Origin of the sequence: Pseudarthrobacter sp. YAF2 (assembly GCF_052113345.1) — a bacterium.
Lineage (GTDB): Bacteria > Actinomycetota > Actinomycetes > Actinomycetales > Micrococcaceae > Arthrobacter.
Genome location: NZ_JBFRDA010000003.1, coordinates 82,959 through 107,538, shown reverse-complemented (window position 1 = coordinate 107,538; position 24,580 = coordinate 82,959). Strand labels below are relative to the sequence as shown.

Annotated in this window: 27 protein-coding genes; 16 read left to right on the top strand and 11 right to left on the bottom strand. The window is 67.6% G+C overall.

The window, feature by feature from the left end:
* Positions 1 to 5 precede the first annotated feature (5 nt).
* Positions 6 to 551, bottom strand: coding sequence for a CGNR zinc finger domain-containing protein (locus AB4Y79_RS04425; protein ID WP_441859091.1), 546 nt, complete (start codon positions 549 to 551; stop codon positions 6 to 8).
* 71 nt (positions 552 to 622) lie between these two features.
* On the opposite strand from AB4Y79_RS04425, the gene AB4Y79_RS04420 reads away from it, so the two are divergent.
* A complete protein-coding gene (locus AB4Y79_RS04420) occupies positions 623 to 1,663 on the top strand; it encodes an EamA family transporter (RefSeq protein WP_441859089.1) in 1,041 nt (346 codons plus the stop codon).
* A gap of 104 nt (positions 1,664 to 1,767) precedes the next feature.
* On the opposite strand, the gene AB4Y79_RS04415 is transcribed toward AB4Y79_RS04420, so the two are convergent.
* A complete protein-coding gene (locus AB4Y79_RS04415) occupies positions 1,768 to 2,034 on the bottom strand; it encodes a WXG100 family type VII secretion target (protein WP_441859087.1) in 267 nt (88 codons plus the stop codon).
* Between the two features lie 211 nt (positions 2,035 to 2,245).
* On the opposite strand from AB4Y79_RS04415, the gene AB4Y79_RS04410 reads away from it, so the two are divergent.
* Positions 2,246 to 2,518, top strand: coding sequence for a DUF2277 domain-containing protein (locus AB4Y79_RS04410; protein WP_441859085.1), 273 nt, complete (start codon positions 2,246 to 2,248; stop codon positions 2,516 to 2,518).
* Positions 2,519 to 2,520: 2 nt separating this feature from the next.
* Here the strand turns inward: AB4Y79_RS04410 and AB4Y79_RS04405 are convergent, their stop codons facing one another.
* From AB4Y79_RS04405 to AB4Y79_RS04380, 6 genes are all read right to left on the bottom strand, one after another.
* On the bottom strand, positions 2,521 to 4,791 hold the full coding sequence (locus AB4Y79_RS04405) for a heavy metal translocating P-type ATPase (RefSeq protein WP_441859083.1): 2,271 nt from the start codon (positions 4,789 to 4,791) through the stop codon (positions 2,521 to 2,523).
* A gap of 29 nt (positions 4,792 to 4,820) precedes the next feature.
* Entirely contained in the window at positions 4,821 to 5,060 is a 240-nt protein-coding gene (locus tag AB4Y79_RS04400; RefSeq protein ID WP_441859081.1) for a heavy-metal-associated domain-containing protein, read from the bottom strand.
* Positions 5,061 to 5,111: 51 nt separating this feature from the next.
* Entirely contained in the window at positions 5,112 to 5,471 is a 360-nt protein-coding gene (locus AB4Y79_RS04395) for a metal-sensitive transcriptional regulator (RefSeq protein ID WP_308929297.1), read from the bottom strand.
* Positions 5,472 to 5,778: 307 nt separating this feature from the next.
* Positions 5,779 to 6,291, bottom strand: coding sequence for a universal stress protein (locus AB4Y79_RS04390; protein WP_441859079.1), 513 nt, complete (start codon positions 6,289 to 6,291; stop codon positions 5,779 to 5,781).
* Between the two features lie 102 nt (positions 6,292 to 6,393).
* On the bottom strand, positions 6,394 to 7,143 hold the full coding sequence (locus AB4Y79_RS04385) for a class F sortase (protein WP_441859077.1): 750 nt from the start codon (positions 7,141 to 7,143) through the stop codon (positions 6,394 to 6,396).
* Between the two features lie 102 nt (positions 7,144 to 7,245).
* Positions 7,246 to 7,947, bottom strand: a complete 702-nt coding sequence (locus AB4Y79_RS04380) for a hypothetical protein (RefSeq protein WP_441859075.1) — start codon at positions 7,945 to 7,947, stop codon at positions 7,246 to 7,248.
* Positions 7,948 to 8,224: 277 nt separating this feature from the next.
* Here AB4Y79_RS04380 and AB4Y79_RS04375 point away from each other — a divergent pair, with 277 nt between their 5' ends.
* From AB4Y79_RS04375 to AB4Y79_RS04365, 3 genes are read left to right on the top strand one after another with little or no spacing between them, the layout of a single operon-like run.
* Positions 8,225 to 8,425: a hypothetical protein gene (locus AB4Y79_RS04375; RefSeq protein WP_308929301.1), complete on the top strand. Its 201-nt coding sequence runs from the start codon at positions 8,225 to 8,227 to the stop codon at positions 8,423 to 8,425.
* A gap of 51 nt (positions 8,426 to 8,476) precedes the next feature.
* On the top strand, positions 8,477 to 9,583 hold the full coding sequence (locus AB4Y79_RS04370) for a WD40/YVTN/BNR-like repeat-containing protein (RefSeq protein ID WP_441859073.1): 1,107 nt from the start codon (positions 8,477 to 8,479) through the stop codon (positions 9,581 to 9,583).
* Complete coding sequence (locus AB4Y79_RS04365) at positions 9,576 to 9,863, top strand: MoaD/ThiS family protein (RefSeq protein ID WP_441859071.1); 288 nt, start codon at positions 9,576 to 9,578, stop codon at positions 9,861 to 9,863. Before AB4Y79_RS04370 ends, AB4Y79_RS04365 begins: the two co-directional genes overlap by 8 nt.
* Positions 9,864 to 9,933: 70 nt before the next feature.
* On the opposite strand, the gene AB4Y79_RS04360 is transcribed toward AB4Y79_RS04365, so the two are convergent.
* Together AB4Y79_RS04360 and AB4Y79_RS04355 are read right to left on the bottom strand one after the other, a co-directional pair.
* Positions 9,934 to 10,170: a hypothetical protein gene (locus AB4Y79_RS04360; RefSeq protein ID WP_018762891.1), complete on the bottom strand. Its 237-nt coding sequence runs from the start codon at positions 10,168 to 10,170 to the stop codon at positions 9,934 to 9,936.
* A gap of 123 nt (positions 10,171 to 10,293) precedes the next feature.
* Positions 10,294 to 11,520 carry a pyridoxal phosphate-dependent aminotransferase gene (locus AB4Y79_RS04355; protein WP_441859069.1) on the bottom strand — a complete coding sequence of 409 codons (1,227 nt, stop codon included), beginning with the start codon at positions 11,518 to 11,520 and terminating at the stop codon, positions 10,294 to 10,296.
* A gap of 154 nt (positions 11,521 to 11,674) precedes the next feature.
* Between AB4Y79_RS04355 and AB4Y79_RS04350 the strand changes: the two genes are divergently transcribed.
* Complete coding sequence (locus tag AB4Y79_RS04350; RefSeq protein ID WP_441859067.1) at positions 11,675 to 12,598, top strand: AEC family transporter; 924 nt, start codon at positions 11,675 to 11,677, stop codon at positions 12,596 to 12,598.
* Between the two features lie 50 nt (positions 12,599 to 12,648).
* Complete coding sequence (locus AB4Y79_RS04345; protein ID WP_441859065.1) at positions 12,649 to 13,737, top strand: ATP-dependent DNA ligase; 1,089 nt, start codon at positions 12,649 to 12,651, stop codon at positions 13,735 to 13,737.
* Positions 13,738 to 13,843: 106 nt separating this feature from the next.
* Here AB4Y79_RS04345 and AB4Y79_RS04340 read toward each other — a convergent pair whose 3' ends face one another.
* The gene (locus AB4Y79_RS04340; protein ID WP_441859063.1) at positions 13,844 to 15,163 is read right to left on the bottom strand and encodes an MFS transporter; all 1,320 of its coding nucleotides are present in this window, start codon (positions 15,161 to 15,163) and stop codon (positions 13,844 to 13,846) included.
* A gap of 358 nt (positions 15,164 to 15,521) precedes the next feature.
* On the opposite strand from AB4Y79_RS04340, the gene AB4Y79_RS04335 reads away from it, so the two are divergent.
* The 9 genes from AB4Y79_RS04335 to AB4Y79_RS04295 all read left to right on the top strand — a co-directional run bounded on the left by AB4Y79_RS04335 (position 15,522) and on the right by AB4Y79_RS04295 (position 24,578).
* Positions 15,522 to 16,265: an IclR family transcriptional regulator gene (locus AB4Y79_RS04335; RefSeq protein ID WP_441859506.1), complete on the top strand. Its 744-nt coding sequence runs from the start codon at positions 15,522 to 15,524 to the stop codon at positions 16,263 to 16,265.
* 167 nt (positions 16,266 to 16,432) lie between these two features.
* Positions 16,433 to 17,314 carry a shikimate dehydrogenase gene (locus AB4Y79_RS04330; RefSeq protein WP_441859061.1) on the top strand — a complete coding sequence of 294 codons (882 nt, stop codon included), beginning with the start codon at positions 16,433 to 16,435 and terminating at the stop codon, positions 17,312 to 17,314.
* The gene (locus AB4Y79_RS04325; RefSeq protein ID WP_441859059.1) at positions 17,314 to 19,176 is read left to right on the top strand and encodes a bifunctional sugar phosphate isomerase/epimerase/4-hydroxyphenylpyruvate dioxygenase family protein; all 1,863 of its coding nucleotides are present in this window, start codon (positions 17,314 to 17,316) and stop codon (positions 19,174 to 19,176) included. The genes AB4Y79_RS04330 and AB4Y79_RS04325 overlap by 1 nt, the downstream gene beginning before the upstream one ends.
* A 54-nt stretch (positions 19,177 to 19,230) precedes the next feature.
* On the top strand, positions 19,231 to 20,103 hold the full coding sequence (pcaH, locus tag AB4Y79_RS04320; protein ID WP_441859057.1) for a protocatechuate 3,4-dioxygenase subunit beta: 873 nt from the start codon (positions 19,231 to 19,233) through the stop codon (positions 20,101 to 20,103).
* A 4-nt stretch (positions 20,104 to 20,107) separates the two neighbouring features.
* The gene (gene pcaG, locus AB4Y79_RS04315; RefSeq protein ID WP_441859055.1) at positions 20,108 to 20,665 is read left to right on the top strand and encodes a protocatechuate 3,4-dioxygenase subunit alpha; all 558 of its coding nucleotides are present in this window, start codon (positions 20,108 to 20,110) and stop codon (positions 20,663 to 20,665) included.
* A gap of 20 nt (positions 20,666 to 20,685) precedes the next feature.
* The gene (locus AB4Y79_RS04310; RefSeq protein WP_441859504.1) at positions 20,686 to 22,131 is read left to right on the top strand and encodes a lyase family protein; all 1,446 of its coding nucleotides are present in this window, start codon (positions 20,686 to 20,688) and stop codon (positions 22,129 to 22,131) included.
* Positions 22,124 to 22,942, top strand: coding sequence for an alpha/beta fold hydrolase (locus AB4Y79_RS04305; protein ID WP_441859053.1), 819 nt, complete (start codon positions 22,124 to 22,126; stop codon positions 22,940 to 22,942). Before AB4Y79_RS04310 ends, AB4Y79_RS04305 begins: the two co-directional genes overlap by 8 nt.
* Positions 22,939 to 23,379: a 4-carboxymuconolactone decarboxylase gene (pcaC, locus tag AB4Y79_RS04300; protein WP_441859051.1), complete on the top strand. Its 441-nt coding sequence runs from the start codon at positions 22,939 to 22,941 to the stop codon at positions 23,377 to 23,379. Before AB4Y79_RS04305 ends, pcaC begins: the two co-directional genes overlap by 4 nt.
* Complete coding sequence (locus tag AB4Y79_RS04295) at positions 23,376 to 24,578, top strand: thiolase family protein (protein ID WP_441859049.1); 1,203 nt, start codon at positions 23,376 to 23,378, stop codon at positions 24,576 to 24,578. The genes pcaC and AB4Y79_RS04295 overlap by 4 nt, the downstream gene beginning before the upstream one ends.
* The last annotated feature ends 2 nt before the right edge of the window (positions 24,579 to 24,580 follow it).

Below are 24,580 nucleotides of genomic sequence, written 5' to 3'. Positions count from 1 at the left end.
CTCGCCTAACCTGCGGCGGCCTGCCTGGCACGGTAGGCCGCAACGTGCGCCCGGTTGGCGCAGTTGCCGGTATCGCAGTACCGCTTGGAGCGGTTCCGGCTCAAGTCCAGGACGGCAGCATCGCAGTCCTCCGATTCGCATGTCCGCAGGCGGTCCATTTCCTTGCCGCGGATCACGTCTGCCAGGGCCATGGCCGCTTCGGTGCTCATCCGGTCCGCCAGCGGGGCCTCGGGTGCGGTGGCATGCAGGTGCCAGTCCCAGCCGTCGTGCTTCATCAGCTGCGGCAGCGCATTGGCGTCCCGCAACAGGCGGTTGACGGTGTCCACGGCGCCGTCCTCACTGGCTGTCCACACTCCCGCCAGCTCTCCGCGCAACTGCCGGACGCTCTGCAATTCAGCGGCGTCCCGTGTCCTGGACCCCGAAAAGCCCTCGGCCGCCAGGAAGCTGTCCAGGTCCCCGACCGAGGCCAAACCTTCCCGGCAGTTCGCGGCCGTGTTGATGAGGTTCACCACCGTGCGCAGGGCCACCTCAGTGTCAGGGGCGAAAACCATGTTGACTCCTTACAGTGCGGAAGCGTACTGTCATGACCATTACCCCACTTTACTCCTGACAGGAGGCGACGGTGCCTGCCGCCAAGAACCATACACACCCGCAATCGCCCATCAGGCGGCCCGGTTTCCTTGCCTCCGGGCTTGGCGTGGCGCTCTTTTCCTCCGCCGTCTTCGGCCTCTCCGGGTCCTTCGCCAAAGCGCTCCTTGAGACCGGCTGGTCCCCCGGGGCGGCCGTCACCGCCCGCCTCACCGGCGCCGCGCTGATCCTTGCCCTGCCGGCGGTGTCCGCGCTCAGGGGCCGCTGGCACCAGCTGCGGGACAACTGGATCACTATCGTGCTGTTCGGGCTGATCGGAGTGGCGGCCTGCCAGCTGTTCTACTTCAACGCCGTGGCGCGGTTGTCCGTGGGGGTTGCGCTGCTGCTCGAGTACCTGGCCCCAGTGATCATCGTTCTGTGGCTCTGGGCCGCAAGCCGCCGGCGCCCCCGGCTGCTGACCTTCGGCGGGACGCTGCTGTCCCTGGCCGGGCTGGTGCTGGTCCTTGATCTCACCGGCGCCGTCAAGGTTGATCTGGAAGGGGTTCTGTGGGGCATGGCCGCCGCTGTCTGCCTGGCCATCTACTTCTTCATCACTGCCAAGGAAAATGACACCCTGCCGCCCATCGTCCTGGCCTCGGGCGGACTCCTGGTGGGTGCGGCCGTGATGTGGTTGGCGGGTGCGCTGGGCGTGCTCCCCATGGCGTTCAGCAGCGCGGACACCCGCCTGGGCCCCTGGACCATGCCGTGGTGGGGACCGCTGGCGGGGCTGGTGGTGCTGGCCACCGTCCTGGCTTACACCTCTGGCATCATGGCCGCCCGGGCCCTGGGCTCCAAGGTGGCATCCTTCGTGTCGCTGACCGAGGTTCTGTTCGCCGTCGTCTGGGCCTGGTTGCTGCTGGGCGAGCTCCCGGGCGCCATCCAGCTGCTGGGCGGCGTGCTCATCGTCGGCGGAGTCATCCTGGTCCGGCTCGACGAGCTCCGCGCCCACGCAACGGCAGCCGGCGGCAAAGCGCCCGGGGCTCCGGTGCCGGCGCCCCCGCTGGAGCACGCGAACGACGTCGAGCCCGTGCCTTAGGCCGCATCCGTCCGGTCACCGGAGCCCGCGCCTTAAAAGACGACGGCCCGGGCACCTTGCGGTGACCGGGCCGGTCCGGCGGCACAAGCGCGCCGCCCCAGGCATTAGCCGTTCGAGGCCTGGCTCTGCTGCTCAGCGTTGCGCTTGGCCTGGCTGCCGGCCTCTTTCAGGGCCTCGGCAACCTTGGTCAGCATGGTGACGTGCTGGCCATCCCATTCGCCCTTGAACTTGTCCGCGTCCGGGCCCTTCCAGTCGGTCCCGTGCAGAAGCTTGGTAAGTGTGGATTTCTGCGTCTCGATCTCGGACGCCCCTGCCTGAAGCTTGCTGCCGAGCTGGCGAAGCTGCTCAACGTCTGCACCCCAAATAGCCATCAGTTTCTCCTTGTTAGATCGTGGATCCGAACCTGGTCGGCATCCCCAGCGGCCCCCCGGCTCATCCGGAAGATCCATTGCCTAAAACCTACCCCGGCCCGTAAAACGGTGTCGATGGGCAGCCCTGCCCATGCAGGCCTCCCCATGGACTCCGCGTGTGGACCACAAAAAGGGGTCGATCCCAGGCGTTCGAAGAGCCTAGCATGGCGGTATGTGCCGGAATATCCGAACCCTTCACAACTTTGAACCGCATGCCACGTCGGAGGAAGTCCATGCTGCCGCCCTGCAGTATGTCCGCAAAATCAGTGGCAGCACCAAACCGTCCAAGGTCAATCAGGAAGCCTTTGACGATGCGGTGCACGAGATTGCGCACATCACCCAGCACCTGCTCGATGCTTTGGTGACGCAGGCGCCGCCCAAGGACCGGGACGCCGAAGCGGCCAAGGCCAAGGCGCGCGCGTCAGTGCGGTACCGCACCGCCTGAGCTCAGGGCCGGGGTTTGCCGAAGCTGCGCAACCGCAGTGAGTTGGCAACCACCAGGACGGAGCTGGCGGCCATCGCAGCGCCGGCAATCATCGGGTTGAGCAGGCCGAGGGCGGCCACCGGGATGCCCACCGCATTGTAAAAGAACGCCCAGAACAGGTTGGTCCTGATGGTGGCCAGGGTCTTCCGGGACAGTTCAATGGCCTGGGCCACCTGGGCCAGGTCGCTGCCCATGACGGTCAGGTCAGCGGCTTCGATGGCGACGTCGGTTCCGGAGCCCATGGCAATCCCCAGATCCGCCTGGGCCAGGGCCGCGGCATCATTCACGCCGTCGCCGGCCATGGCCACCGTGGCGCCGCCGGCCTGGAGCCTGCGCACCGCTTCGACTTTGCCCTCGGGCAGGACGCCGGCGTAGACATCATCCGCGGCGATGCCGACGGCGGCGGCAACCCGGGCGGCGACGGCGGCGTTGTCCCCGGTCAGCAGGATGGGCCGCAGGCCCAGCGCCTTCAACCGGGCGACGGCGGCCGCGGAACCTTCCTTGACGGTGTCCCGCAGGCTGATGATTCCGGCCGCCGTGCCATCCACCGCGACGCAGATGGCCGTGGCGCCGCCGTCCTCGGCAGCTGCCAGTTGTGCCTGTTGCCCGGCGTCCAGGGGGACTCCGTTCTGCCCCAGCCAGCCACTCCGCCCTGCCAGCAGCTGCCTTCCCTGCACGGTTCCGGACACCCCGCCGCCCGGGGCGGAACTGAACCCCTGCACGGATGGCAGGCCGCCGTCGTCGTCCGTTGTGCCCGGAGAATCTGTGGCGGAAGCCGCCGCCGCGGCAATGGCGCGGGCCACCGGATGTTCGGAGGGGGCCTCGAGGGCGCCGGCCAGCCGGAGGAGTTCGTGCTGGTTGAAACCGGGGAATGCCAGCACGGCGTCCACGGCCAAGGCGCCGGTGGTGACGGTGCCGGTCTTGTCCAGCAGGATGGTGTCCACGGTGCGCGTATCCTCAAGGACCTGGGGGCCCTTGATCAGCAGGCCCAGCTGCGCTCCGCGGCCGCTGCCCGTCAGCAGGCCGACGGGGGTGGCCAGGCCCAGGGCGCACGGGCAGGCAATCACCAGCACGGCGACCGCGGCGGTGAACGCCTGCCGAAGGTGCCCGCCGTCCGCGTCCGGACCAGCGAACAGGAGCCACAGCACGAACGTGAGGACGGCAACGGCCAGGACCACCGGAACGAAGACGGCACTGATGCGGTCCGCGAGGCGTGCGATCGGGGCCTTGCCGGTTTGGGCCTGGGATACCAGGCGGGCCATTTGGGCCAGGGTGGTCTCGGATCCCACCCGGGTTGCCCTGACCAGGAGGCGGCCGGAGGTGTTGATGGTGGCACCCGTGACGCGGCTGTCCGGGGCCACCTCGACGGGGACGGACTCGCCCGTGACCAGCGAGGTGTCCACGGCGGAGTCGCCGTCGATCACCACGCCGTCGGTGGCGATCTTCTCGCCCGGGCGGACCACCATGACGTCGCCCACCTGCAGTTGGTCGGCGGGGATCTGTTGTTCGCGCCCGTCGCGCAGGACCGTGGCGTCCTTGGCGCCCAGGTTCAGCAGGGCCTGGAGGGCATCGCCGGCTTTGTGCTTGGCGTTGGCCTCCAGGTAGCGGCCAAGGAGCAGGAAGGTGGTGACCACGGAAGCCACCTCGAAGTACAGGCCGCCGGACATGCCCTCCGTGCCCGGGTGTTCGGTCATGCCGGGCTCGGCCAGCAACTGCCAGGCCGAGAAGAGGTAGGCGGCGGCTACGCCGAGCGACACCAGGGTGTCCATGGTGGATGCCAGGTGCCGTGCGTTGACGGCTGCCGCCCGGTGGAAGGGCCACGCCGCCCAGGTGACCACGGGAAGAGACAGGGTGGCCACTGCCCAGCCCCAGTTGGGGAACTGGAACGCGGGAACCATGCTCACCAGGAACACCGGGACGGTCATGATGGCAGCGAGGATGAGGCGTGGGCGGAGGGTTTCGGCGTGCTCGACGTCGGGTTCAGCCTTGCGTGGCGCACGGACCTTCGCCGTGTAGCCTGCGGCGCTGACCGTTTCCACCAGCTGTTCGTCGGTGATGCCCTCGGGGACCGTGACGTAGGCCTGCTCCAAGGGGAGGTTGACCGCGGCTGCCACGCCGTCGAGCTTGCCGAGTTTCTTTTCCACCCGGTTGACGCAGGAGGCGCAGGTCATCCCCTGGATGTCCAGTTCCACCACGCGGGTGCCTGGCGGGTGCAGCAGTTCTTGGTGGCTCATGTCCGCTTTTCCGGTGTTGGAGGGGGTTTTCAGGCGTCGTTGGCGACCATCAGGTAGCCGGCCTCGGCCACGGCCTCACCGATGTCCTGGGGCGAGAGTTTGCCGCTGGAGGTGATGGTCACGGTGGAGATGCCGCCGGCGTTGAGGTCCACGTTCACTGCTTCGACGCCCTCCAGGGCTTCGAGTTCTTCACTGACGGCAGACACGCAGTGGCCGCAGGTCATGCCCGAGACACTGATGGTGGTGGTGGCGGGGGAGGTGGTGCTCATGGCGTGCTCCTTCATACTGGCCGGCGGTGGCCGGGGAGGGGGTTTCTGTTGTCAGCGAAGCAGCCGGCCGATGGCATCGGCGGCTTCCTTCACCTTGGCATCGATCGCCTCGGCGCGCGCGGCGGGGTCCGGTTCCGAGGCTGCGCCCACGACGCAGTGGCCGATGTGTTCCTCGACCAGGCCCAGGCTGACAGCATGCAGTGCCTTGGTGACGGCGGAAACCTGGGTCAGGATGTCGATGCAGTACTTGTCCTCATCCACCATGCGGGCGATGCCGCGCACCTGACCCTCGATGCGCTTCAGCCGCCGCAGGTAGGCGTCCTTGTTGCCCGTGTACCCGTGCTGGGGCGTGGCATCGCTGCCCGGGACGGCATGTTCCACCGCCACGGCTGCTTCTTCGGTAGGGTTCATACCCTAAAAGCTATACCCCATGGGGGTATATCGCAAGTACCCCGAGGGGGTATGCAGGGATGTATGCGGGGATGCGGCTGTCTTGCTGTCTGGACGGAAAAAGGCACAAAAAAGCTCCGGAGTGCGTTATTGGGGGATACGCACTCCGGAGCAGCATTTGGGCAGTTTCACGTCTCCACTTTCGCGGAACCGGACTGCTTGAACCAGCTTACTGGCTGGTAGTGCACGGCGCCAGCTACGCGAATAACTACTTTCGCTTTACTTTAAGCGGCCCTCCAGCGCGCTGTTCTTACCTGGGAATTGCGGGTCATGGCGCGTCCTCATGGGCGGCCATCCGGTAGGGGACCACCAGTACGGGGCGGCTCTGGTGATGGCTGAGCCACGCGCCCGCGGATCCGCTGAGGGCCTCCGAAAGGCGGTGCGAAAAGCCGCGCTCGGAGGTGCCCACAATGATCATCGGGGCGTCCAGTTCGGCGGCGAGCTGCCCCAAGGCGCGTGCCGGATCCCCGGCGAGCGTGCGGAGTGACCACTCCGGCGGACTTCCACCGGACGCTGCTTTGTCAACGGCGGCCTGGACCTGGGCCTTCAACTCCGCCGTCAGGCCCCGGATGTCGCCGTCGTCGCCCGGGTGCAGGGAAAGGCGGTGCGCGGAGCGGGCAGGGTCCCACTCCACCAGGTAGCTGGCCTCGTCCACGTAGGCGCACACCAGGGGCGCGGCCAGCCTGACCGCAAGGTTGGCAGCGGTTTGGAGTACCTCGGGGTGTTGATTGGGCGTGACCCCCACCAGCAGTGGAGCACCTTTAGCGTATTCCCACGTCATGCTGCCCATTGTCCGCCCAAGAGGTGCGGCGTCAACAGGTACCTCCGGGCCGCCGGCCTTGCTGGTGCCGGACCGCCGCTCCACTGATGCCGGCCCCAAGGGTCAGGACGCCGGGTAGGCCGTGACCACAACATTCTTGCCCCACGGATCCTCGGTGTAGCAGCTGATCAGGACCAGCCGGTTGGGCACCATGTCCCAGATGGGGCTGTCCTTGAGCGTGGACTTCACGTAGGTGGTGATGCTGTCCACCTGGTAGGTGATGGTGCCGGCAGCGGTGTCCAGCTCAAAGCGGTCGCCGACGGCAGCCGCTGAACTGAGGTGGTTGAAGGGAGCGTCCGCGCCCTCCCAGCTGTGGCCGATGATGTAGGTGGTGTTGCCGGAGCCCTTGCCGGGGATACCGAACGGCGTCAGCCAGTAGCCGTCCTTGGTGGCGGGGGGCTCGATGGTCCTGCTGGATTGGGCGGCGCCATCGAGGTCCAGAGGATGGATGGCCGCATCGACGTCGGCGGATGGGTAGCGGATGTGGACCGGCTGCGCGGCGGCCGGGAGTTGGGGTCCTGCCGGGGCAGCCGCTGCCGGAGTCGCCTGGACGGGCGCGGGCGTGGCATCCGGCGTGCCTGTCACGGCGATCGGGGCGGCCGCATTGCCGGACGGCAATGCGGCCGGAGTCATGGGGGCTGTGGCCGGGGCACTGACGTGGGCCGCCAGTTGTCCCTGCTGGAACACTGGACTGCCAAAGGTAAGCGACAGGAAGGCCACCACCCCGCAGGAGAGGATGGCCAGGTCGCCCCGGTTCAAGCGCCGCCACGGCCGCCTCGTACGGGCAGCGTGCCGGCTCCGTTCCTGTGGCATGGCACTCCTCCTGCGTTGGTGCGGGGTTGGAAGGAAGGCGTCCTGCCGGGCACTGGCAGGACGCCTTCCTTGTCACGGGGCCACCGAAGCGGCCTGTACCGGCTAGCCGGCGGTATTCACGGAGCGGGACCGGCGGCGTACTGCCACCGCGGCTCCTGCAGCTGCCAGAGCTCCCACTCCGGCAAGCCATGCCGGCCCGCCGTCCCTGGCGTCCACCGCCGTCTGGGCGTTGAAGCCTTCGTTGGTTCCCACGCTGACGGGAGCCGCCTGCGGAGCCGCAGCAACCTGCTGGACTGGTGCCTGCTGGACTGGTGCCTGCTGGGCGGGTGCGGCCGCGGCGACTACGGCCGCCGGCGGCTGAACCACAGGCTGATCGACGACGACGGGCGCGGTCACCACCGGCGGGTCGACAACGGTGGGCGGGGCCACGACGGGCGGGTCCACCACCGGCGGGTCGACGACGATGGGTGGGGTCACGACGGGCGGGTCCACCACCGGCGGGTCGACGACGACGGGCGGATCGATGACCTCACCGGGGGGCAGTGCCGCGCCGCATTCGTTGACGTACCGGATCTTTCCCGCGTTGTCCCAGTTCTTGCCTGCCGGCAATTTGGGGGTTGGCGGGATGATGTCTTCGGCGTGCTGGTCGTGTCCGCCCGTCCCGTTGGTGTTGAACGACATCGGCGTGAGGGTACTGCCGTCCCAGTGGCAGACCACCACTTGGTCAGAGGCCGCCATGGCAGGCGCTGTGAGGCTGAGCAGGCCGAGCCCCATCACCCCGAGTGTGGCTAAGGTGCGTTTCATGTTTTCTCCCCATATATATGTGTGAAACGGACCATGGTGAGGAAAGGGCAGCGGTGGCGCCATCAGCCCCAGCAGCACGGTCAGCTTGCGTGAGTTTTCAGGCTAGGGGCGTCCCCGGAGGCAGTCGCGAGTAGCGGCTACTCGTCTTTTTCGCGGCCCTGGCGGCCAGGTTACTTGCCAGTACCCTAAATGCGGCGTGGCCCACCTGCTTCCGCAGTGAAGCCTTGTCCGCCACCTGCGCCGCGCCTAACGTTTTAACTGAGGCAGGGAGGTGAACATGGAAATCTTCATGTGGTGGCTGGACCTGGACCTTCCAAGCAAGGAATGGCTCCGGGAAAACCTCTATGCGGAGGAACTGCCGCTCCCGGTACTCCAAGGCATTGCGGAGGCCGGCGGACCCCACCCGGGCAATCCCGCGGCCGTCCTTAACGCCGCCGACTGGGACTTCATCCAGACCCAATCGGAGTTTGTGGACTGACAGCCCCGCGGCCCTTGAAAACCGTTGCGCGCTGGTCCATCGGATGGTTGCATGGTGCGCATGGCAACGGCGCAAACATACCTCCTGGCGATCGGCACGAAAAAGGGACTGTGGCTGGCCACAAGCCAGGACAGGCAGGAGTGGTCCTTCACCGGCCCCCATTTCCTGATGGCAGAAATCCCCAGCATCGGGATCGACACCAGGGAGGGCCGCACCCGGATCATGGTGGGCGTCAGCAGCCCGCACTGGGGTCCCACTGTGGCGCACTCCGATGACCTCGGCGCCACATGGACCGAGCCGGAGCACGGCGCCATCAGGTTCCCGGAGGACACCGGCGCAGCCTTGGAACGCGTCTGGCAGATCTACCCGGACGCGGAGTCCCGCCCGGGCGTGGTGTGGGCAGGAGCCGAACCCATCTCGGTCTGGAAGTCGACCGACGGAGGGGAGCACTTCGAGTTGAACCGCGGCCTGTGGGACCACCCCCACCACAGCGAGTGGGGAGCCGGCTACGGCGGGGCGGCGGCACACTCGATTGTGGTCCACCCCGCGGGTGAAACAGTCCACGTGGCCATGAGCACCGGCGGCGTTTACCGCTCGCTCGACGGCGGCACGTCCTGGGAAGCGCGCAACAAGGGCATCTCGGCGTACTTCATGCCGGACCCGAACCCCGAGTTCGGCCAGTGCGTGCACAAGATCGCGGCGGACGCAGCGGTGGACGGGCGCCTCTACGCCCAGAACCATCACGGGGTCTACCGGACGGACGACAACGCTGAGAGCTGGGACTCCATCGCTGAGGGCCTGCCGGCCGATTTTGGCTTCGTCATGCTGACCCACCCCCGCAGGGAGGGGACAGCATGGGTGGTCCCGCTGAAAGCCGACGGCGAACGCATCCCCCCGGACGGCAAGCTCGCCGTCCACCGCACGGACGACGCCGGGAGCACCTGGAAGAGGCTGGACGCAGGCCTCCCGGAAAGGGAATACAACAGCGTGCTCAGGGACGCGGCGTCAGTGGACACCGCAGAGCCGGCAGGGGTGTACTTCGGCACGCGGGGCGGGACCGTCTACGCGAGTGCGGATGAAGGCGAAACGTTCACGGAAGTGGCCGCACACCTGCCGGACGTCCTGTGCGTGCGGGCGGCAGTGGTGGCCGTTGCCTGACATTTCGCTGCTGCTGCCCAGCGTCCTGCAGCCTCTGGCCGGCGGGCAGTCCGTACTGACTGCACCCGCCGACGGGCCGGTGACGGTGGGAAAGCTCCTTGATGCGGTGTCCGCCGACTACGCCATCCTGGGCCGGCGCCTCCGCGACGAGACCGGCGCCCTGCGGCGGTTCGTCAATATTTATGTGGGCGGTGACGAGGTGCGGCGGCTGCAGGGCCTGGACACCGAAGTTGCACCTGGCCAGGAGGTCCTGGTGATCCAGTCGGTGGCCGGCGGCTGAAGGTCAACGCCCGGGTTGCCTGGCGGCGGGCAGTCCTGACTGACTGCGCCCGCCGCCAAACGTCCGGTGCCTAAGCCACGCGCCACACGCTGCATTCGTCGGTATTGATGGCCTTCCGGACCCCCGTGATCCGGTCCAGGATCCACACCACGCCGATACCTGGGGCGGTTTCCTGGACGCTGCCGCGGCGGATCACCACGTCGTCGTAGGAGGGCCCCACCGAGAGGCGGGCTTCGATTTCATCACCGCGGTGGAGCTGGTCCAGTGCGCGGACTCTGGTTACATGCGTGGTCGCCTTCTTCAACATCGCGGGACCTCCTGGCTGGAGCTGGTGCGGGCTCTTGCCTGCGTAATCCAGTGTGGGCGCGGAATGTTGCGTACCGGTTTCCTCGCGGTTAGCGTGCGGTTAGTTCTTCGCGCCGCGACGGTTTCATGCTGCTGTTCCGCCCCGGTAGGCGGCCAGGAAGGTGGAAATCCTCCGGACGGCTTCCTCGATGTCCAGCACCGAAGGGAGGATCACGAAGCGGAAGTGGTCCGGTGCGGGCCAGTTGAACGCCGAACCGTGGGAGACCAGGATCTTTTGGTCCCGGAGCAGGTCCAGGACGAACTGTTCGTCACTCTTGATCGGGTAGAGCTCCGGATCCAGGCGCGGAAACAGGTACATGGCGCCCGACGCCGGAACGCACGTCACGCCGGGGATGGCAGTGAGGAGCTTGTGGGCGAGGTCGCGCTGCTCCCGAAGCCGGCCGCCCGGCTTCACCAGCGCCTCGATGCTTTGGTAGCCGCCCAGGCAGGTCTGGATGGCGTGCTGGGCGGGTACGTTGGCGCACAGCCGCAGCGACGCGAGCAGTTCCAGGGCTTCGCGGTAACCGGCGGTGGCGGCCAGCGGCCCGGTGATGGCCACCCATCCGGCCCGGTAGCCGGGCATTCGGTAGGCCTTGGACAGGCCACTGAACGTCAGGCAGCAGATGTCCTCGGCTACGGCCGCGGTATGGATGTGCTTGGCGTCCGCATACAGCACTTTCTCGTAGATCTCGTCGGAGAACAGGACCAGGTTGTGCTTCCGGGCCAACTCCGCGAACTGCTCCAGGATGTGGCGCGGGTAGACGGCGCCGGTGGGGTTGTTCGGGTTGATGATCACGATGCCCTTGGTGCGGCGGGTGATCTTCGCTTCCACATCGGCCATGTCCGGCCACCAGTTTTCCGCTTCGTCGCAGAGGTAGTGCACCGGTTTTCCGCCGGTCAGGGTCACGGCCGCCGTCCAGAGGGGATAATCCGGTGCCGGGACCAGGATTTCGTCCCCGTTTTCCAGGAACGCCTGCAGGCACATGTTGATCAGTTCGCTGACGCCGTTGCCGATCACGATGTCCTCGACACCGATATTCATCAGGCCCCGGGTCTGGTAGTACTGCGAGATGGCGGTCCGCGCCGTGAAGATCCCCTTGGAATCGCTGTAGCCCTGGGCGCCGCGGAGATGGTGGATCATGTCGACCACCACGGACTCCGGCGCTTCCAGCCCGAAAGGTGCGGTGTCCCCAAGGTTCATCTTGAGGATCCGGTGGCCTTCGGCCTCCATGTTCTTGGCCGCCTGCAGGATGGGTCCCCGGAGTTCGTACCGGACGTTCTGGAGTTTGCTGGAGTGTTGCATGGCATGCATGGTTGATTTTTTCACACCGGCGGGCCCGCGGCGTCCGGTGGCCCACGTCGTGGACGCCCGCCGCCTGCGGGGCACTTGTTCGATAAGTTGGGTACTTGTGGTCCCGCCGGTCCCGCACCGGGCAGAAGTCGCGGGACCGGAAGGAAGTACCTTTATGGGCGGAGTGCTCATTGGCCTCGCCGTGATCGGCGTCGTCATCGCCGTGGGCTACCTCGCCGCACGCTGCGGCCTGGGCGATGAACCCACCATCATGGCGCTGACGCGCACCGCCTTCTTCATCACCAACCCGGTGTTGCTCTTCACGGTGGTGCTGAAGTCGGACCTGTCCGTGGTCTTCTCTGCTTACGTACCGCTGGCCATGATTACGGCCGCCGTCACCGCGCTGCTGTATGTGGCCGCCAGCCGGATCTGGTTTCCGCGGCCGCTCGCCGAGACAGCCGTCGGCGCAATGGCGGGTTCCTACGTCAACGCCAACAACATCGGTATCCCCATAATGCTCTATGCGCTGGGGGACGCCACGCCGGTGGCACCCGTGCTCCTGGTCCAGCTGCTCCTTTTCGCCCCGCTGGTCCTCACCCTGCTCGACCTGTCCGCCGCAGGGCGGTTCTCGCCCCGGCTGATGCTTACCCAGCCCTTCCGGAACCCGATGATCATCGCCTCGCTCCTTGGCGTGGTCCTGGCCGCACTGCATGTGGAGCTTCCCGCCCCCGTGATGGCCCCGCTGACGCTGCTGGGCGGGGCGGCCGTCCCGGTGGTGCTGCTGGCGTTCGGAATGTCGCTGCGGGGAACCACCATGCTTCGAAGCGGCGGCCACACCCCTGAAATCCTCACTGCCACGGCCCTCAAGTCCGCGGTCATGCCGGCGGTGGCGTTCGTCATCGGACACTTCCTTTTCAACCTTGACCACCACATGCTCCTGGGCGTGGTGCTCATGGCGGCGCTTCCCTCGGCGCAGAACGTGTTCCTGTTCGCCAGCAAGTACGGCCGGGGCGTGGCCGTGGCGCGGGAGACAATCCTGCTCTCCACGGCCGCCGCCGCGCCGGTACTGGTCCTGATCGTCTGGCTTTTGGCCGCCTGAAACCGTGCCGCCCTACCGGCCGGGGCCCCGGTCGGGCAAGAATGGGCGCTATGGAACTTCCCGTGATGCCGCCCGTCCCGCCCATGCTCGCCAAGGCCGTCAGCGGCCTCGACGGCATTCCGGCTGGCGGGGACCTCAGCTACGAGCCAAAATGGGACGGCTTCCGGTCCATCATCTTCAGGGACGGGGAGGACCTGGAGATCGGCAGCCGCAATGAAAAACCCATGACCCGTTACTTCCCGGAGCTGGTGGCCGCCCTGAAGGAGAACCTGCCGACGCGCTGCGTGGTGGATGGCGAGATCATCCTGGTGGGCGCCTCCGGAGACCGGCTCGATTTCGATACCCTGCAGCAGCGCATCCACCCCGCGGCCAGCCGGGTGAAGCTGCTGGCCCAGCAGACGCCCGCGTCATTCGTGGCCTTCGACCTCCTGGCGCTGGGCGATGAGGACTACACGGGCAGGCCGTTCTCGGAGCGGCGGGCAGCACTGGAGAAGGCGCTCGCGGGCAGCAGCGCCCCCGTCCACCTGACGGCGGCCACCACTGACAAGGACACCGCCGCTCAGTGGTTTGAACAGTTCGAGGGAGCCGGGCTGGACGGCATCGTGGCCAAGCGCCTGGAGGGCCGGTACGAACCGGACAAGAGGGTGATGTTCAAGGTCAAGCACGAGCGGACCGCTGACTGCGTGGTAGCCGGCTACCGGCTCCACAAAAGCGGGCCCGACGCGATCGGTTCCCTGCTGCTGGGCCTGTACAAGGAGGACGGCGGCCTTGCCAGCGTGGGCGTGATCGGCGCGTTCCCAATGAAGCGCCGCAAGGAATTGTTCGAGGAGCTCCAGCCGCTCGTGACGGACTTCGACCACCACCCGTGGGCCTGGGCCAAGCAGGAGGAGGGCGAGCGGACACCACGGAACGCCGAGGGCAGCCGGTGGAGCGCCGGCAAGGACCTGTCCTTCATCCCGCTGCGGCCCGAGCTCGTGGTGGAGGTCCGCTACGACCACATGGAGGGCGAGAGGTTCCGCCACACCGCCCAGTTCAACCGCTGGCGGCCGGACCGGGAACCGGAATCCTGCACCTACGCCCAGCTCGAGGAGCCGGTGAACTTCGACCTCGCCTCGGTTCTGGAGACCGGCCGGCCGTAGGGACCGCTGCCGAAGCAGCCCATCTTTGGCAAAGGAAAGCCCGCCATTTGGGGGAATGGCGGGCTTTCCGGCTCTAAAAACCGGGCTGGTTCGGCGCTTCCGCTGCCTACTTCAGGCCGAGCATCTTGGTGGGCGTCCGGAAGGTCTCCTTGGCAGTGAGCGCCGAGATGGCTGCAATGGCGCAGATGATGCCGGTGAAGATGGTGATCTGCACCCAGCCGCCGGGCTGGATGCCGCCCATGGCTGCGACGATGGCCGGTGCGAAGCCTGCCATCAGGAAGCCGAGCTGGGTGCCGATGGCCAGGCCGGAGAAGCGGACCTTGGTGCTGAACATCTCGGCGTAGAAGGACGGCCAGACCGCATTGGCAGCCGCATAGCCGCCGGAGAAGTAGCCGATGGCGGCCAGGAACATGAGCGGAATGCTGCCGGACTCCAGGCTGAGCAGGAACACCGGCGTGAGGAGCGCGCTGGCCACGGCGCCGTAGATGAAGACGGGCTTGCGGCCGATCTTGTCTGCGAGCTTGCCGAAGAGCGGCTGCGTGCCCAGGGCCACCAGGTTTGCGCCAACGACGAGCCACAGGGTGGTGGTGCCGTCAACTCCGGCGACCGTCTTGGCGTAACTGATGGCCAGCGTGCCGAATACGGTGGAAACGGCGGCGATGAAAGCGCAGCAGATTACGCGGAGGACGTCGCGCCAGTGGCCCCTGAGCAGGTCCGCAACGGGCAGTTTGGCGATCTGGGCGGTCTTGCGGGCTTCCTCGAAGGCGGGCGGTTCGTGCAGGGTACGCCGGATCAGGAACGCAACAACGACCACGACGGCGCTGAGCCAGAACGGGATGCGCCAGCCAATGCCGTACTTGATCTCGTCCGGCAGTGCGAGGACGGGAATGAAAACCAGCGCTGCGAGGATCTGGCCGCCCTGGGTGCCGGTGAGGGTCCATGAGGTGAAGAAGGAGCGGCGGTTGTCCGGGGCGTGCTCAAGCGTCATGGAGGAGGCGCCGGCTTGCTCGCCTGCGGCTGAGAGGCCCTGGCAGAGGCGGGCCAGCACCAGCAGGACCGGAGCCCACCAACCCACGGTGTGGAAATCGGGCAGGCAGCCGATCACGAACGTGGAGGCGCCCATCAGCAACAACGTAAACATCAGGACCTTGCGGCGGCCCACCCGGTCACCGAAGTGGCCCAGGATGACGGCGCCCACCGGCCGGGCCACGTAGGCGAAGCCGAACGTGGCGAAGGACATGATCGCCGCGTTGGTGTCGGCATCGGGGAAGAAGACCTTGGGGAAGATCAGTGCGGCTGCGGAGCCGAAGATGAAGAAATCGTAGTACTCGACGGCGCTGCCGAGGAAGCTGGCAAGGGCTGCCTTCTTGGGCGTCCCGCCGGAGGTGAGGGCACCCGCCCCGGCGGACGGAAGTGTCTGGCTCATGGTGTTCCTTTGGTGTGACGACGTTGTCGCGGATGGATCTGGAGGTCGCAGCCGCCGCTGCCTTGGTGCGGGCGGGCGCGATGCGGCTGGAGTCCGGAAAAAGACCCGGCATTTGTAGCCACATGGTGGGAGCTACTTTTGCGATATAGAAACTATGGCTGTGAGGGCAATCACTTGTCAAGAAAATACTCACTATCTAGAAATAGCTCTCACATTGTGGCAACATCTTTCTATGAGTGTGAACCAAACCACAGTGGCTGACGACGAATTCACTGGTTCCGGCCAGGCCGCCCCGGCCCCTGTCAATGCCCTGCCCCCCGAACCCAAGGCGTCCACCAAACCCGCTGAGCGCCCGGACATGGTGGGCAAGGCCCTCAGCCTGTTGGTCCTGCTGGGGGATGAACCCCGCGGCGCCAGTGCGGCGGAAATCTCCCGGCGGGCGGAGCTGCCCTTCAGTACTACGTACAGGCTGCTGGGATCGCTGGCGCGCGACGGTTTCGTTGACTACGAGCCGGAGGGTCGCCGCTACCACCTGGGCCTGCGGATCTTCCAGCTCGGCCAGCGGGTCTCCAACCATCACGGCTTCGCCGGCACGTCCCTGCCCATTCTGCGGCGGGTGACCGAGCGGACGGGGGAGGCCACTATCCTCAGCGTCCGCGACGGCCTCCACCACCTCACGGTCAGCAAGGTGGACGGCCCGCAGATCTTCCGGGTCACCAGCGACCCCGGCCACCTGGGCTCACTCTCCACCACTGCCGTCGGGAAAGCCTTGGTGGCTTTCGCCGACGACGCGGAGCGGGAGCGGCTGCTCTCGGAGCTTCCGCTGGAGGCCCTCACCGGGCGTTCCATCACTGACCGCGATGCCTTCCGCAAGGAGATCGAAAAAGTGCGCCGCCGTGGCTATGCGGTAATGGACGAAGAAAATGAGGCCGGCATGCGCGCTGTGGCCGTCCCGCTGCTGAACAGCCAGGGACACGCCTTTGCCTCGCTGGCTACGGCCGTCCCGGTCTTCCGCCTCAGCCTCGAGGAGCTGGAGGCGCACGTTCCGGTGCTGCAGGAAGCGGCCGCCGAGCTGGCGGACCGCCTTCCGCAGCGCGGTTGACCACCTCCGGGCGCCGCGAAAACCGGACCAAGAGAAAAGTGCGTGTTCGCATCCCGAACTTGAGTGCGCAGAGTGAACAAATGCTGTACTGTAATCCCTATCACCGGACACGCCTGTCCCCGCGTGGACGCAGCCTGTTCGGTGCCGTTACCAAAGGAGCTGCACGGATGAGTAATCGAACTGAGTCCTACCTCGTAGGACTGGTCGGAGACGGCGTCATGCCATCGCTCACCCCGCCCATGCACGAACGCGAAGGGGACGTGCAGGGCCTGCGCTACCTCTACCGGCCCATTGACCTCCTCGAACTGGGCCTGTCCGGCGAATCCGTTGGAACCATCCTGCAGGGTGCACGTACCCTGGGTTTTAACGGGCTGAACATCACCCACCCCTGCAAGCAGCTCGTGCTGGAACACCTGGACGAGATTTCCCCGGACGCCCGCCGCCTGGGCGCCGTGAACACGGTGGTCATCCGGGACGGCCGCTTCATCGGGCACAACACCGATTTCTCCGGCTTCGCCGCCGCCCTGGCATCTGGCCTCCCCGGAGCGAGCCTGGACCGCGTGGTCCAGCTGGGCGCCGGGGGCGCCGGATCCGCCGTCGCGTACGCCCTGCTCACCGCAGGCGTGCGGACCCTTGACCTTGTGGACATGGACCGGGCCCGGGCGGCTGCCAGGGCCGCCGAGCTGCAGGGCTTCTTCCCGGACAGCACCATCACGGCAGGCACGCCGGCGGACCTGCCGCGCCTGATGCCGCTGGCCGACGGGCTGGTGCACTGCACCCCCGTGGGAATGGCCGCCCACCCCGGCCTGCCGCTGGACCTGGACCTGCTGGAGCAACGCCACTGGGTGGCGGACATCGTCTACCGTCCCATCGAGACCGAACTTGTCCGCGGGGCCCGCGCCAAGGGCTGCGAGGTCCTGGACGGCGGGCGGATGGCCGTGGGGCAGGCAGCGGATGCCTTCCGGATCTTCACCGGCCAGGACGCTGACCCCGACCGGATGCGCGCGCACTTCCTGGAGCTCGTGGCCGCCGAGGAGGTGGCGGCCTGATGCGCACGGGAATCGCCACCGTCTGCCTGTCCGGCACGCTGAAGGAAAAGATGCAGGCCTGCGCGATCGCCGGGTTCGACGGCATCGAGATCTTCGAGCAGGACCTGGTCACCTCGCCCCTCAGCCCCGAGGACGTGCGGAAGATGGCCGCTGACCTGGGCCTTGGCCTGGACCTGTACCAGCCGTTCAGGGACTTCGACGGCGTCACCCCGGACCTGCTCAAGGCCAACCTCCGGCGCGCCGAAGCGAAGTTCAAGCTCATGGCCCGCCTGGGGATGGACACCATCCTGGTGTGCTCCAACGTTGCCACCGCAACCATCGACGACGACGGCCTGCGCGCCGAACAGCTCGCGGAGCTGGCGCAACTGGCCGGGGACCACGGCGTCAAAGTGGCGTACGAGGCACTGGCATGGGGCAAGTACGTCAACGACTACGAGCATGCCTCCCGGCTGGTGGAGACCGTGGACCACCCCAACCTGGGGACCTGCCTGGACTCCTTCCACATCCTCTCCCGGGACTGGGACACGGCGCCGATCGAAACCATCAACCCGGAAAAGATCTTCTTCGTCCAGGTGGCCGACGCCCCCAAGCTCTCCATGGACGTCCTCTCCTGGAGCCGCCACTACCGGGTGTTCCCGGGCGAGGGCCAGTTTGAGCTGGCAAAGTTCATGGGCCACGTGGTCCGTGCCGGCTACGCGGGTCCGGTGTCCCTGGAGGTCTTCAACGACGTCTTCCGGCAGTCCGACGTCGAGCGGACGGCTGTCGACGCCATGCGCTCCCTAATCTGGCTGGAAGAGCAGAGCGCCAAGTGGCTGGCTGGCGCCGAAGGTGCCGCCGGCGCCGGAGCCGCCCTCCGCCGTCGTTATCCCATGGAACTGGCCACCCTGCCCAAGGTCAACGAACCCGCGGGCTTCAACTTCGCCGAGGTCAAGGCGGACGATACCGCGCAGGTCGAGAAACTCCTCGGCCAGCTCGGCTTCACGTTCGAAGGCCGGCACCGCACCAAGGACGTCCAGCTGTGGACCATGGGCCAGGCCCGCGTGATCATCAACGAACAGGCAGCCTCGCACGCCGAACCGGCCATCGCCGCCCTTGGGTTCGACGTCGATTCCCCCGTGATTGCCTCGGCCCGGGCCCAGCAGCTCAAGGCCCCCGTGGTGGCCCGCAAGGTGCAGGCCGACGAGGAAGTCTTCCAGGGAATCTCCGCCCCGGACTCCACCGAAATCTTCCTCTGCCAGGGCAGCCCGGACGGCACCGCCGCCTGGACCCACGAGTTCGGCGAAGGCCTCGAACACCCCTCCGCCGGAGCCAACGCAGTCATTGACCACGTCAACCTGGCCCAGCCGTGGCAGCACTTCGACGAGGCCGTGCTGTTCTACACCAGCGCATTGGCTTTGGAGCCCCAGCCGTTCGCGGAGGTGCCCAGCCCCAGCGGACTGGTGCGCTCGCAGGTCATGCAGACCTCCAACGGCGCGGTGCGGCTGGTGCTCAACCTCGCTCCGGTGCAGCAGGCACACGGCCAGAAAACGTACCAGGAACATATCGCTTTCGCCGTGGAGGACCTCGTGGCCACGGCCCGCGCCGCCCGGGACAAGGGCCTGGAATTCCTGCAGATTCCCGCCAACTACTACGAGGACCTGGACGCCCGGTTCGGTCTTGAACCCGGGTTCCTGGCCACCCTGCAGGAGCTCAACCTGCTCTTCGACCGGGACGCGGACGGGGAGTTCCTGCACTTCTACACCGCCACCGTGGGCAGCGTGTTCTTCGAAATGGTGGAACGCCGCGGCAGCTACAACGGTTACGGCGCCCCCAATGCCCCGGTGCGCCACGCGGTGCAGTACGACTTCCTGCACCGCAGCTGAGCCAACCCGGACCCCAAGACGCAACAAACCCAACAGATGAGAAAGGAGCCAGCCGTGCCGGAAGACATCACCACAGAGCTGGAGTCGGAGGAACTCGTGCCCCGGGCCGAACCGAAGGCTGCCCACCAGCCACTGGACAAGGCCATCGAATCGCAGGCGGACCTCAGTGCAGAGATCAGCGCCATCGGCGAGGCGTACCAGCGGGCCCTCAAGGACGGCGGCCTGCCGGAGACCCAGCCGCGGCTGGACTACCCGCCCTACCGCAGCAGCATCCTGCGCCACCCCACCAAGAGCCTGCAGCACGCCGATCCGGAGACGATTGAGCTGTACTCGCCGGCGTTCGGGCACCAGGACGTGCACGCGCTGGAATCGGACCTGACCATCCAGCACAACGGCGAACCGCTGGGTGAACGGATCATCGTCTCCGGCAAGGTCCTGGACGGCGACGGCCGCCCCGTGGCGGGACAGCTGGTGGAGATCTGGCAGGCCAACGCTTCCGGCCGCTACATCCACAAGCGCGACCAGCACCCCGCGCCGATCGACCCCAATTTCACGGGTATTGGCCGCTGCATCACCGGCCCCGACGGCTCCTACCGGTTCATCACCATCAAGCCCGGCGCCTACCCCTGGAAGAACCACCTGAACGCGTGGCGCCCCGCGCATATCCACTTCTCGCTGTTCGGCACCGAGTTCACCCAGCGCATCATCACCCAGATGTACTTCCCGGGCGACCAGCTCTTCCCGCTGGACCCGATCTACCAGACCATCGTGGACCAGGACGCCCGCGACCGGCTGGTGGCCACGTACGACCACAGCCTCACCGAGCCCGAGTGGGCGCTGGGGTACAACTGGGACATCGTCCTGACCGGGCCCAAGCGGACCTGGACCGAAAACGAAGCGCTCGGCGCAGAAGGTGACGAGGAGTAGGAAAATGAGCACCAAACTTGTTCCCACCCCGGGCCAGACCGTCGGCCCGTTCTATGGCTACGCGCTTCCGTTCGAAAAGGACAACGAGCTCCTGGCGCCCGGCTCGCCCGGCTCCATCCGCCTCCAAGGCACCGTCTACGACGGCGCGGGCCACACCATCCCGGACGCCATCCTGGAAATCTGGCAGCCGGACGCCGGGGGCAACGTGGTCCAGCGCACCGGCTCCCTGGTCCGCGACGGCTACACCTTCACCGGGTGGGGCCGCGGCGCCGTGGGCAACTCCGGCGTCTTCACGTTCACCACGGTCAACCCCGGCCCCACCAAGCCGGGCGCGGCCCCGTTCATCTCCGTGGCGCTCTTCGCCCGCGGCCTCACCAACCGCCTGTTCACCCGTATCTACCTGCCGGAGGACACCGAAGCACTGGCCAACGACCCCCTGCTCAGCTCGCTGGACCCCGAGCGCCGCAAGACGTTGATTGCCCGCCGCGACGCAGACGGCGGCCTCACCTGGGACATCCGCCTCCAGGGCGAGTGCGAGACGGTCTTCCTGGACTTCCAGTGAGCAACGCCGCCCTGGGAGACATGCGCGGCTTCGCGGAAGAGGCCGACGCCGGCCTGCTCAGTCCCGTTTCAGCCTCACCCCTGGTGGCGGCGCTGACGGGGGACCGGGCAGTGCTGGCGGCCATCCTCGCCGTCGAATCCGGCTGGGCCGCCGTGCTGGAAAAGGCCGGCCTGGCACCTGCCGGTTCCGCCGCCGTCGTCGTATCCGCCGCTGAGGCGGGGCGCTACGACCTTGCCGACATCGCGCTGCGCGCCCAGGGCGGCGGCAACCCGGTGATCCCCCTGCTGGCCGACCTCCGGAAGAACGTGGCGGCACTCGACACCGCCGGGGTTGGCGCCGGAAAGGCCGTCCATACCTCCCTGACCAGCCAGGACGTGCTGGACACCGCCCTGATGCTGCTTGCCCGGAACACCGTGCACGCCGTCCTGGAGGACCTGCACGGCGCCGCGGCAGCCCTCGCCGCCGTGGCGGCGCAGCACGCGGAAACGCTGTGCGTGGGCAGGAGCCTGACACAGCATTCGCTCCCGTACACCTTCGGGCTCCGGGCTGCGCAGTGGTTCCACGGCGTGGCCGCGGCGGGCCGGCAGCTGGCTGCCCTGGAGTTCCCCGTGCAGTTCGGCGGCGCGGCAGGAACGCTGGCCGCCGGAACCGTGCTGACTGACGGTACGCACGCCACACCGTTCAGCCTGGCCGACGCCCTGGCAACCCAGCTGGGCCTGGCTCAGGCGCCGGCTCCCTGGCACACCAACCGGCTGGCCATCACCTCGCTGGGCAACGCCCTGGCCGCGGTTTTGGACGCCTACGGCAAGATCGCCGCGGACGTCCTGTTCCTCAGCCGCCCCGAAGTGGGAGAAGTCGCGGAACCACGCGCCGCCGGGCGCGGGGTCTCCTCCGCCATGCCGCAAAAGCAGAACCCGGTGCTCTCCGTCCTGGTCCGCAGCGCTGCGCTGCAGGCACCCGGCCTGGCGGCGCAGCTGCACCTGGCCGCCGCCACCTTCAACGACGAACGCCCGGATGGGGCCTGGCACACCGAGTGGCCGGCCCTGCGCCAGCTCCTGGCCCTCACCCTCGGCGCCGCCGGGCACTTCCGCGAACTTGCAGAGGGACTGCAGGTATTCCCGGCCGCCATGCGCCGCAACCTGGACCTCGCCGGCCCGCTGCTGCTGGCGGAGGGTGTCAATGCCGCCGTCGCGCCGCTGCTGGCGGAGAAGGGCAGCCGCAGCGGCAAGCAGCAGCTGCAGGACGTCGTGGACCAGACCCTGCAGGCGGCTCCGGCCGAGCAAGCCGCAGCGTACCGGAAGCTGCTCCGCGACGCTGTCCCCGCCGCCGTCGTCCCCGACGCGCGGCTGGCGGAACTCCTGGACCCGGCCAGCTACCTGGGCCAATCGGTGGAGATCTCCCGCCGCATCCTGGCATCTTTCCCCGACTATGTTTCCCCCAACGCGAACGGAGCTTCCCGTGGCTAAACCGGCCGTCAAAGCAGCGCTGCTCTCACCCCAGCGACCCTTGGGCGACCACCCCCTGCTGGTGGTCGGTCCTTCCCTGGGCACATCGTCCATCCTGTGGAACCGGGCGGCGTCCCTGCTCGGCAACGACTACGACGTGGTGGCCTGGGACCTGCCCGGGCACGGCGTCTCGCCCGCCGCCACCGAACCCTTCGACGTCGCCGCCCTGGCTGATGCCGTTGTGGACCTGGTGGATTCCATCGCCCCGGACGAGGCGTTCCACTACGCGGGTGTCTCCCTGGGCGGCGCGGTGGGCCTGCAGCTCGGGATCCAGCACGGTGAACGGCTCAAGAGCCTCTCCGTACAGAACAGCGGCGCGAAGATCGGCACCCCGGAAGCCTGGCTGGAGCGCGCCGAAACGGTCCGCACCCAGGGCACGCCCGTGATGATCCAGGGCTCCGCCCAACGGTGGTTCGCCCCCGGCTTCATGGACCGCGAACCGGAGTTCAGCAGCCGGCTCCTGCATTCACTGCGCGATGCCGACCGCTTCAGCTATGCCTTCTGCTGCGAAGCTCTGGCAGCCTTCGACGTGCGCGGTGAACTCGGCGGCATTACCGTCCCAACCCAGGTCATTGCGGGTGCGCTGGACGCCGTGGCCACGCCGGACATGGCGGACGAAGTGGCCACCGGCATCACCGCCGGGGGCGGCACCGCCACCGCCGTGACCGTAGAGGGCATCTCGCACCTGGCTCCGGCGGAGGCGCCGGCCCACGTTGCGGACCTGATGCGCAGCCTGATCAGCTGGGCCGAATCGCGGGAGGCAGCCAAGTGAGCCCCGCCGAACGGGCCGGCCAGGAGCGCCACGGCGTGGTCCAGCCCGGCGCCACCAGCCAGGATATTTACGACGGCGGCATGGCGGTCCGGCGCGAGGTGCTGGGCGACGCGCATGTGGACCGGGCCAATGCCAACAAGGACGAGTTCACCGACGATTTCCAGGACATGATCACCCGCATCGCCTGGGGTGGCATCTGGACCCGGCCCGGGCTGACCCGGCAAATGCGCTCCGCCGTGACCATCACCGCCATGGTGGCGCACGGGCACTGGGAAGAACTCGCCATGCATATCCGTGCTGCCCTCACCAACGGCCTGGGCAGGGACGAGATCAAGGAGATCCTGCTGCAGACAGCCATCTACTGCGGCGTCCCCTCCGCCAACACCGCCTTCAAAACTGCCCAGCAGGTCTTCAAAGAAATGGATGCACCTTCATGAACCAGGCTTTTGTGTACGATGCCGTCCGCACCCCGTTCGGCAAGTTCGGTTCCGGCCTCGCGGCCGTCCGTCCGGATGACCTTGCCGCGCACGTGATCAAGGAATCGGTGAAACGCGCTCCCGGCCTCGATGTCGAGCGGATCGATGAGGTGGTGTTCGGCAACGCCAACGGCGCCGGTGAGGAAAACCGGAACATCGCCCGGATGGGCACCCTGCTCGCGGGACTGCCGGTGTCTATTCCGGGGACCACGGTCAACCGGCTCTGCGGGTCGTCTTTGGATGCGGCGATCATCGCGTCCCGGCAGATCAACGCCGGTGACGCCGAGCTGATGCTGGTGGGCGGGGCCGAGTCGATGTCGCGTGCACCGTGGGTGCTGCCCAAGACCGAGAAGCCCTACCCGGCTGGGGACATGACCCTGGCGTCCACCACGCTGGGCTGGCGCCTCGTGAACAAGGCCATGCCGAAGGAATGGACCATCTCCCTGGGCGAGGCCACCGAGCGGCTGCGCGAGAAGTACGGTGTGACCCGTGAGCAGCAGGACGAGTTCGCCGCCGCCTCGCACAACCTCTCTGCCGCGGCCTGGGACGAGGGGTTCTACGACAACCTCGTCGCCCCGGTGCCCGGTACGGACCTGGTCCGGGATGAGGGCATTCGCGCCGGTTCGTCGGCGGAGAAACTGGCCGGCCTGAAGACCGTGTTCCGGACCGAGGACGGCACGGTCACCGCCGGTAACGCGTCGCCGTTGTCCGACGGCGCCTCCGCGGCCTGGATCGGGTCCGAGGCCGGTGCCGGGCTGCTCGGGCTGGACCCGCTGGCCCGGATCGCCGGCCGCGGCGCGCACGGCAACGACCCGCAGTACTTCGGCTACGCGCCGGTGGAGGCGGCGAACAAGGCCCTCGCGAAGGCGGGTATCGGCTGGGACCAGGTGGGCGCCGTCGAACTTAACGAAGCCTTCGCCGCGCAGTCCTTGGCCTGCATCAACGCCTGGGGCATCGACCCCGGAATTGTGAACGCCCACGGCGGGGCGATCGCGATGGGCCACCCACTGGGCGCCTCGGGCACCCGGATCCTGGGCACCCTGGCCCGGTCCCTGCAGGCCTCCGGGGAACGCTGGGGCGTCGCGGCGATCTGCATCGGCGTGGGCCAGGGACTGGCCGTGGTCCTCGAAAACGTCACCGCCTCAAACGGAAAGGCATAAGC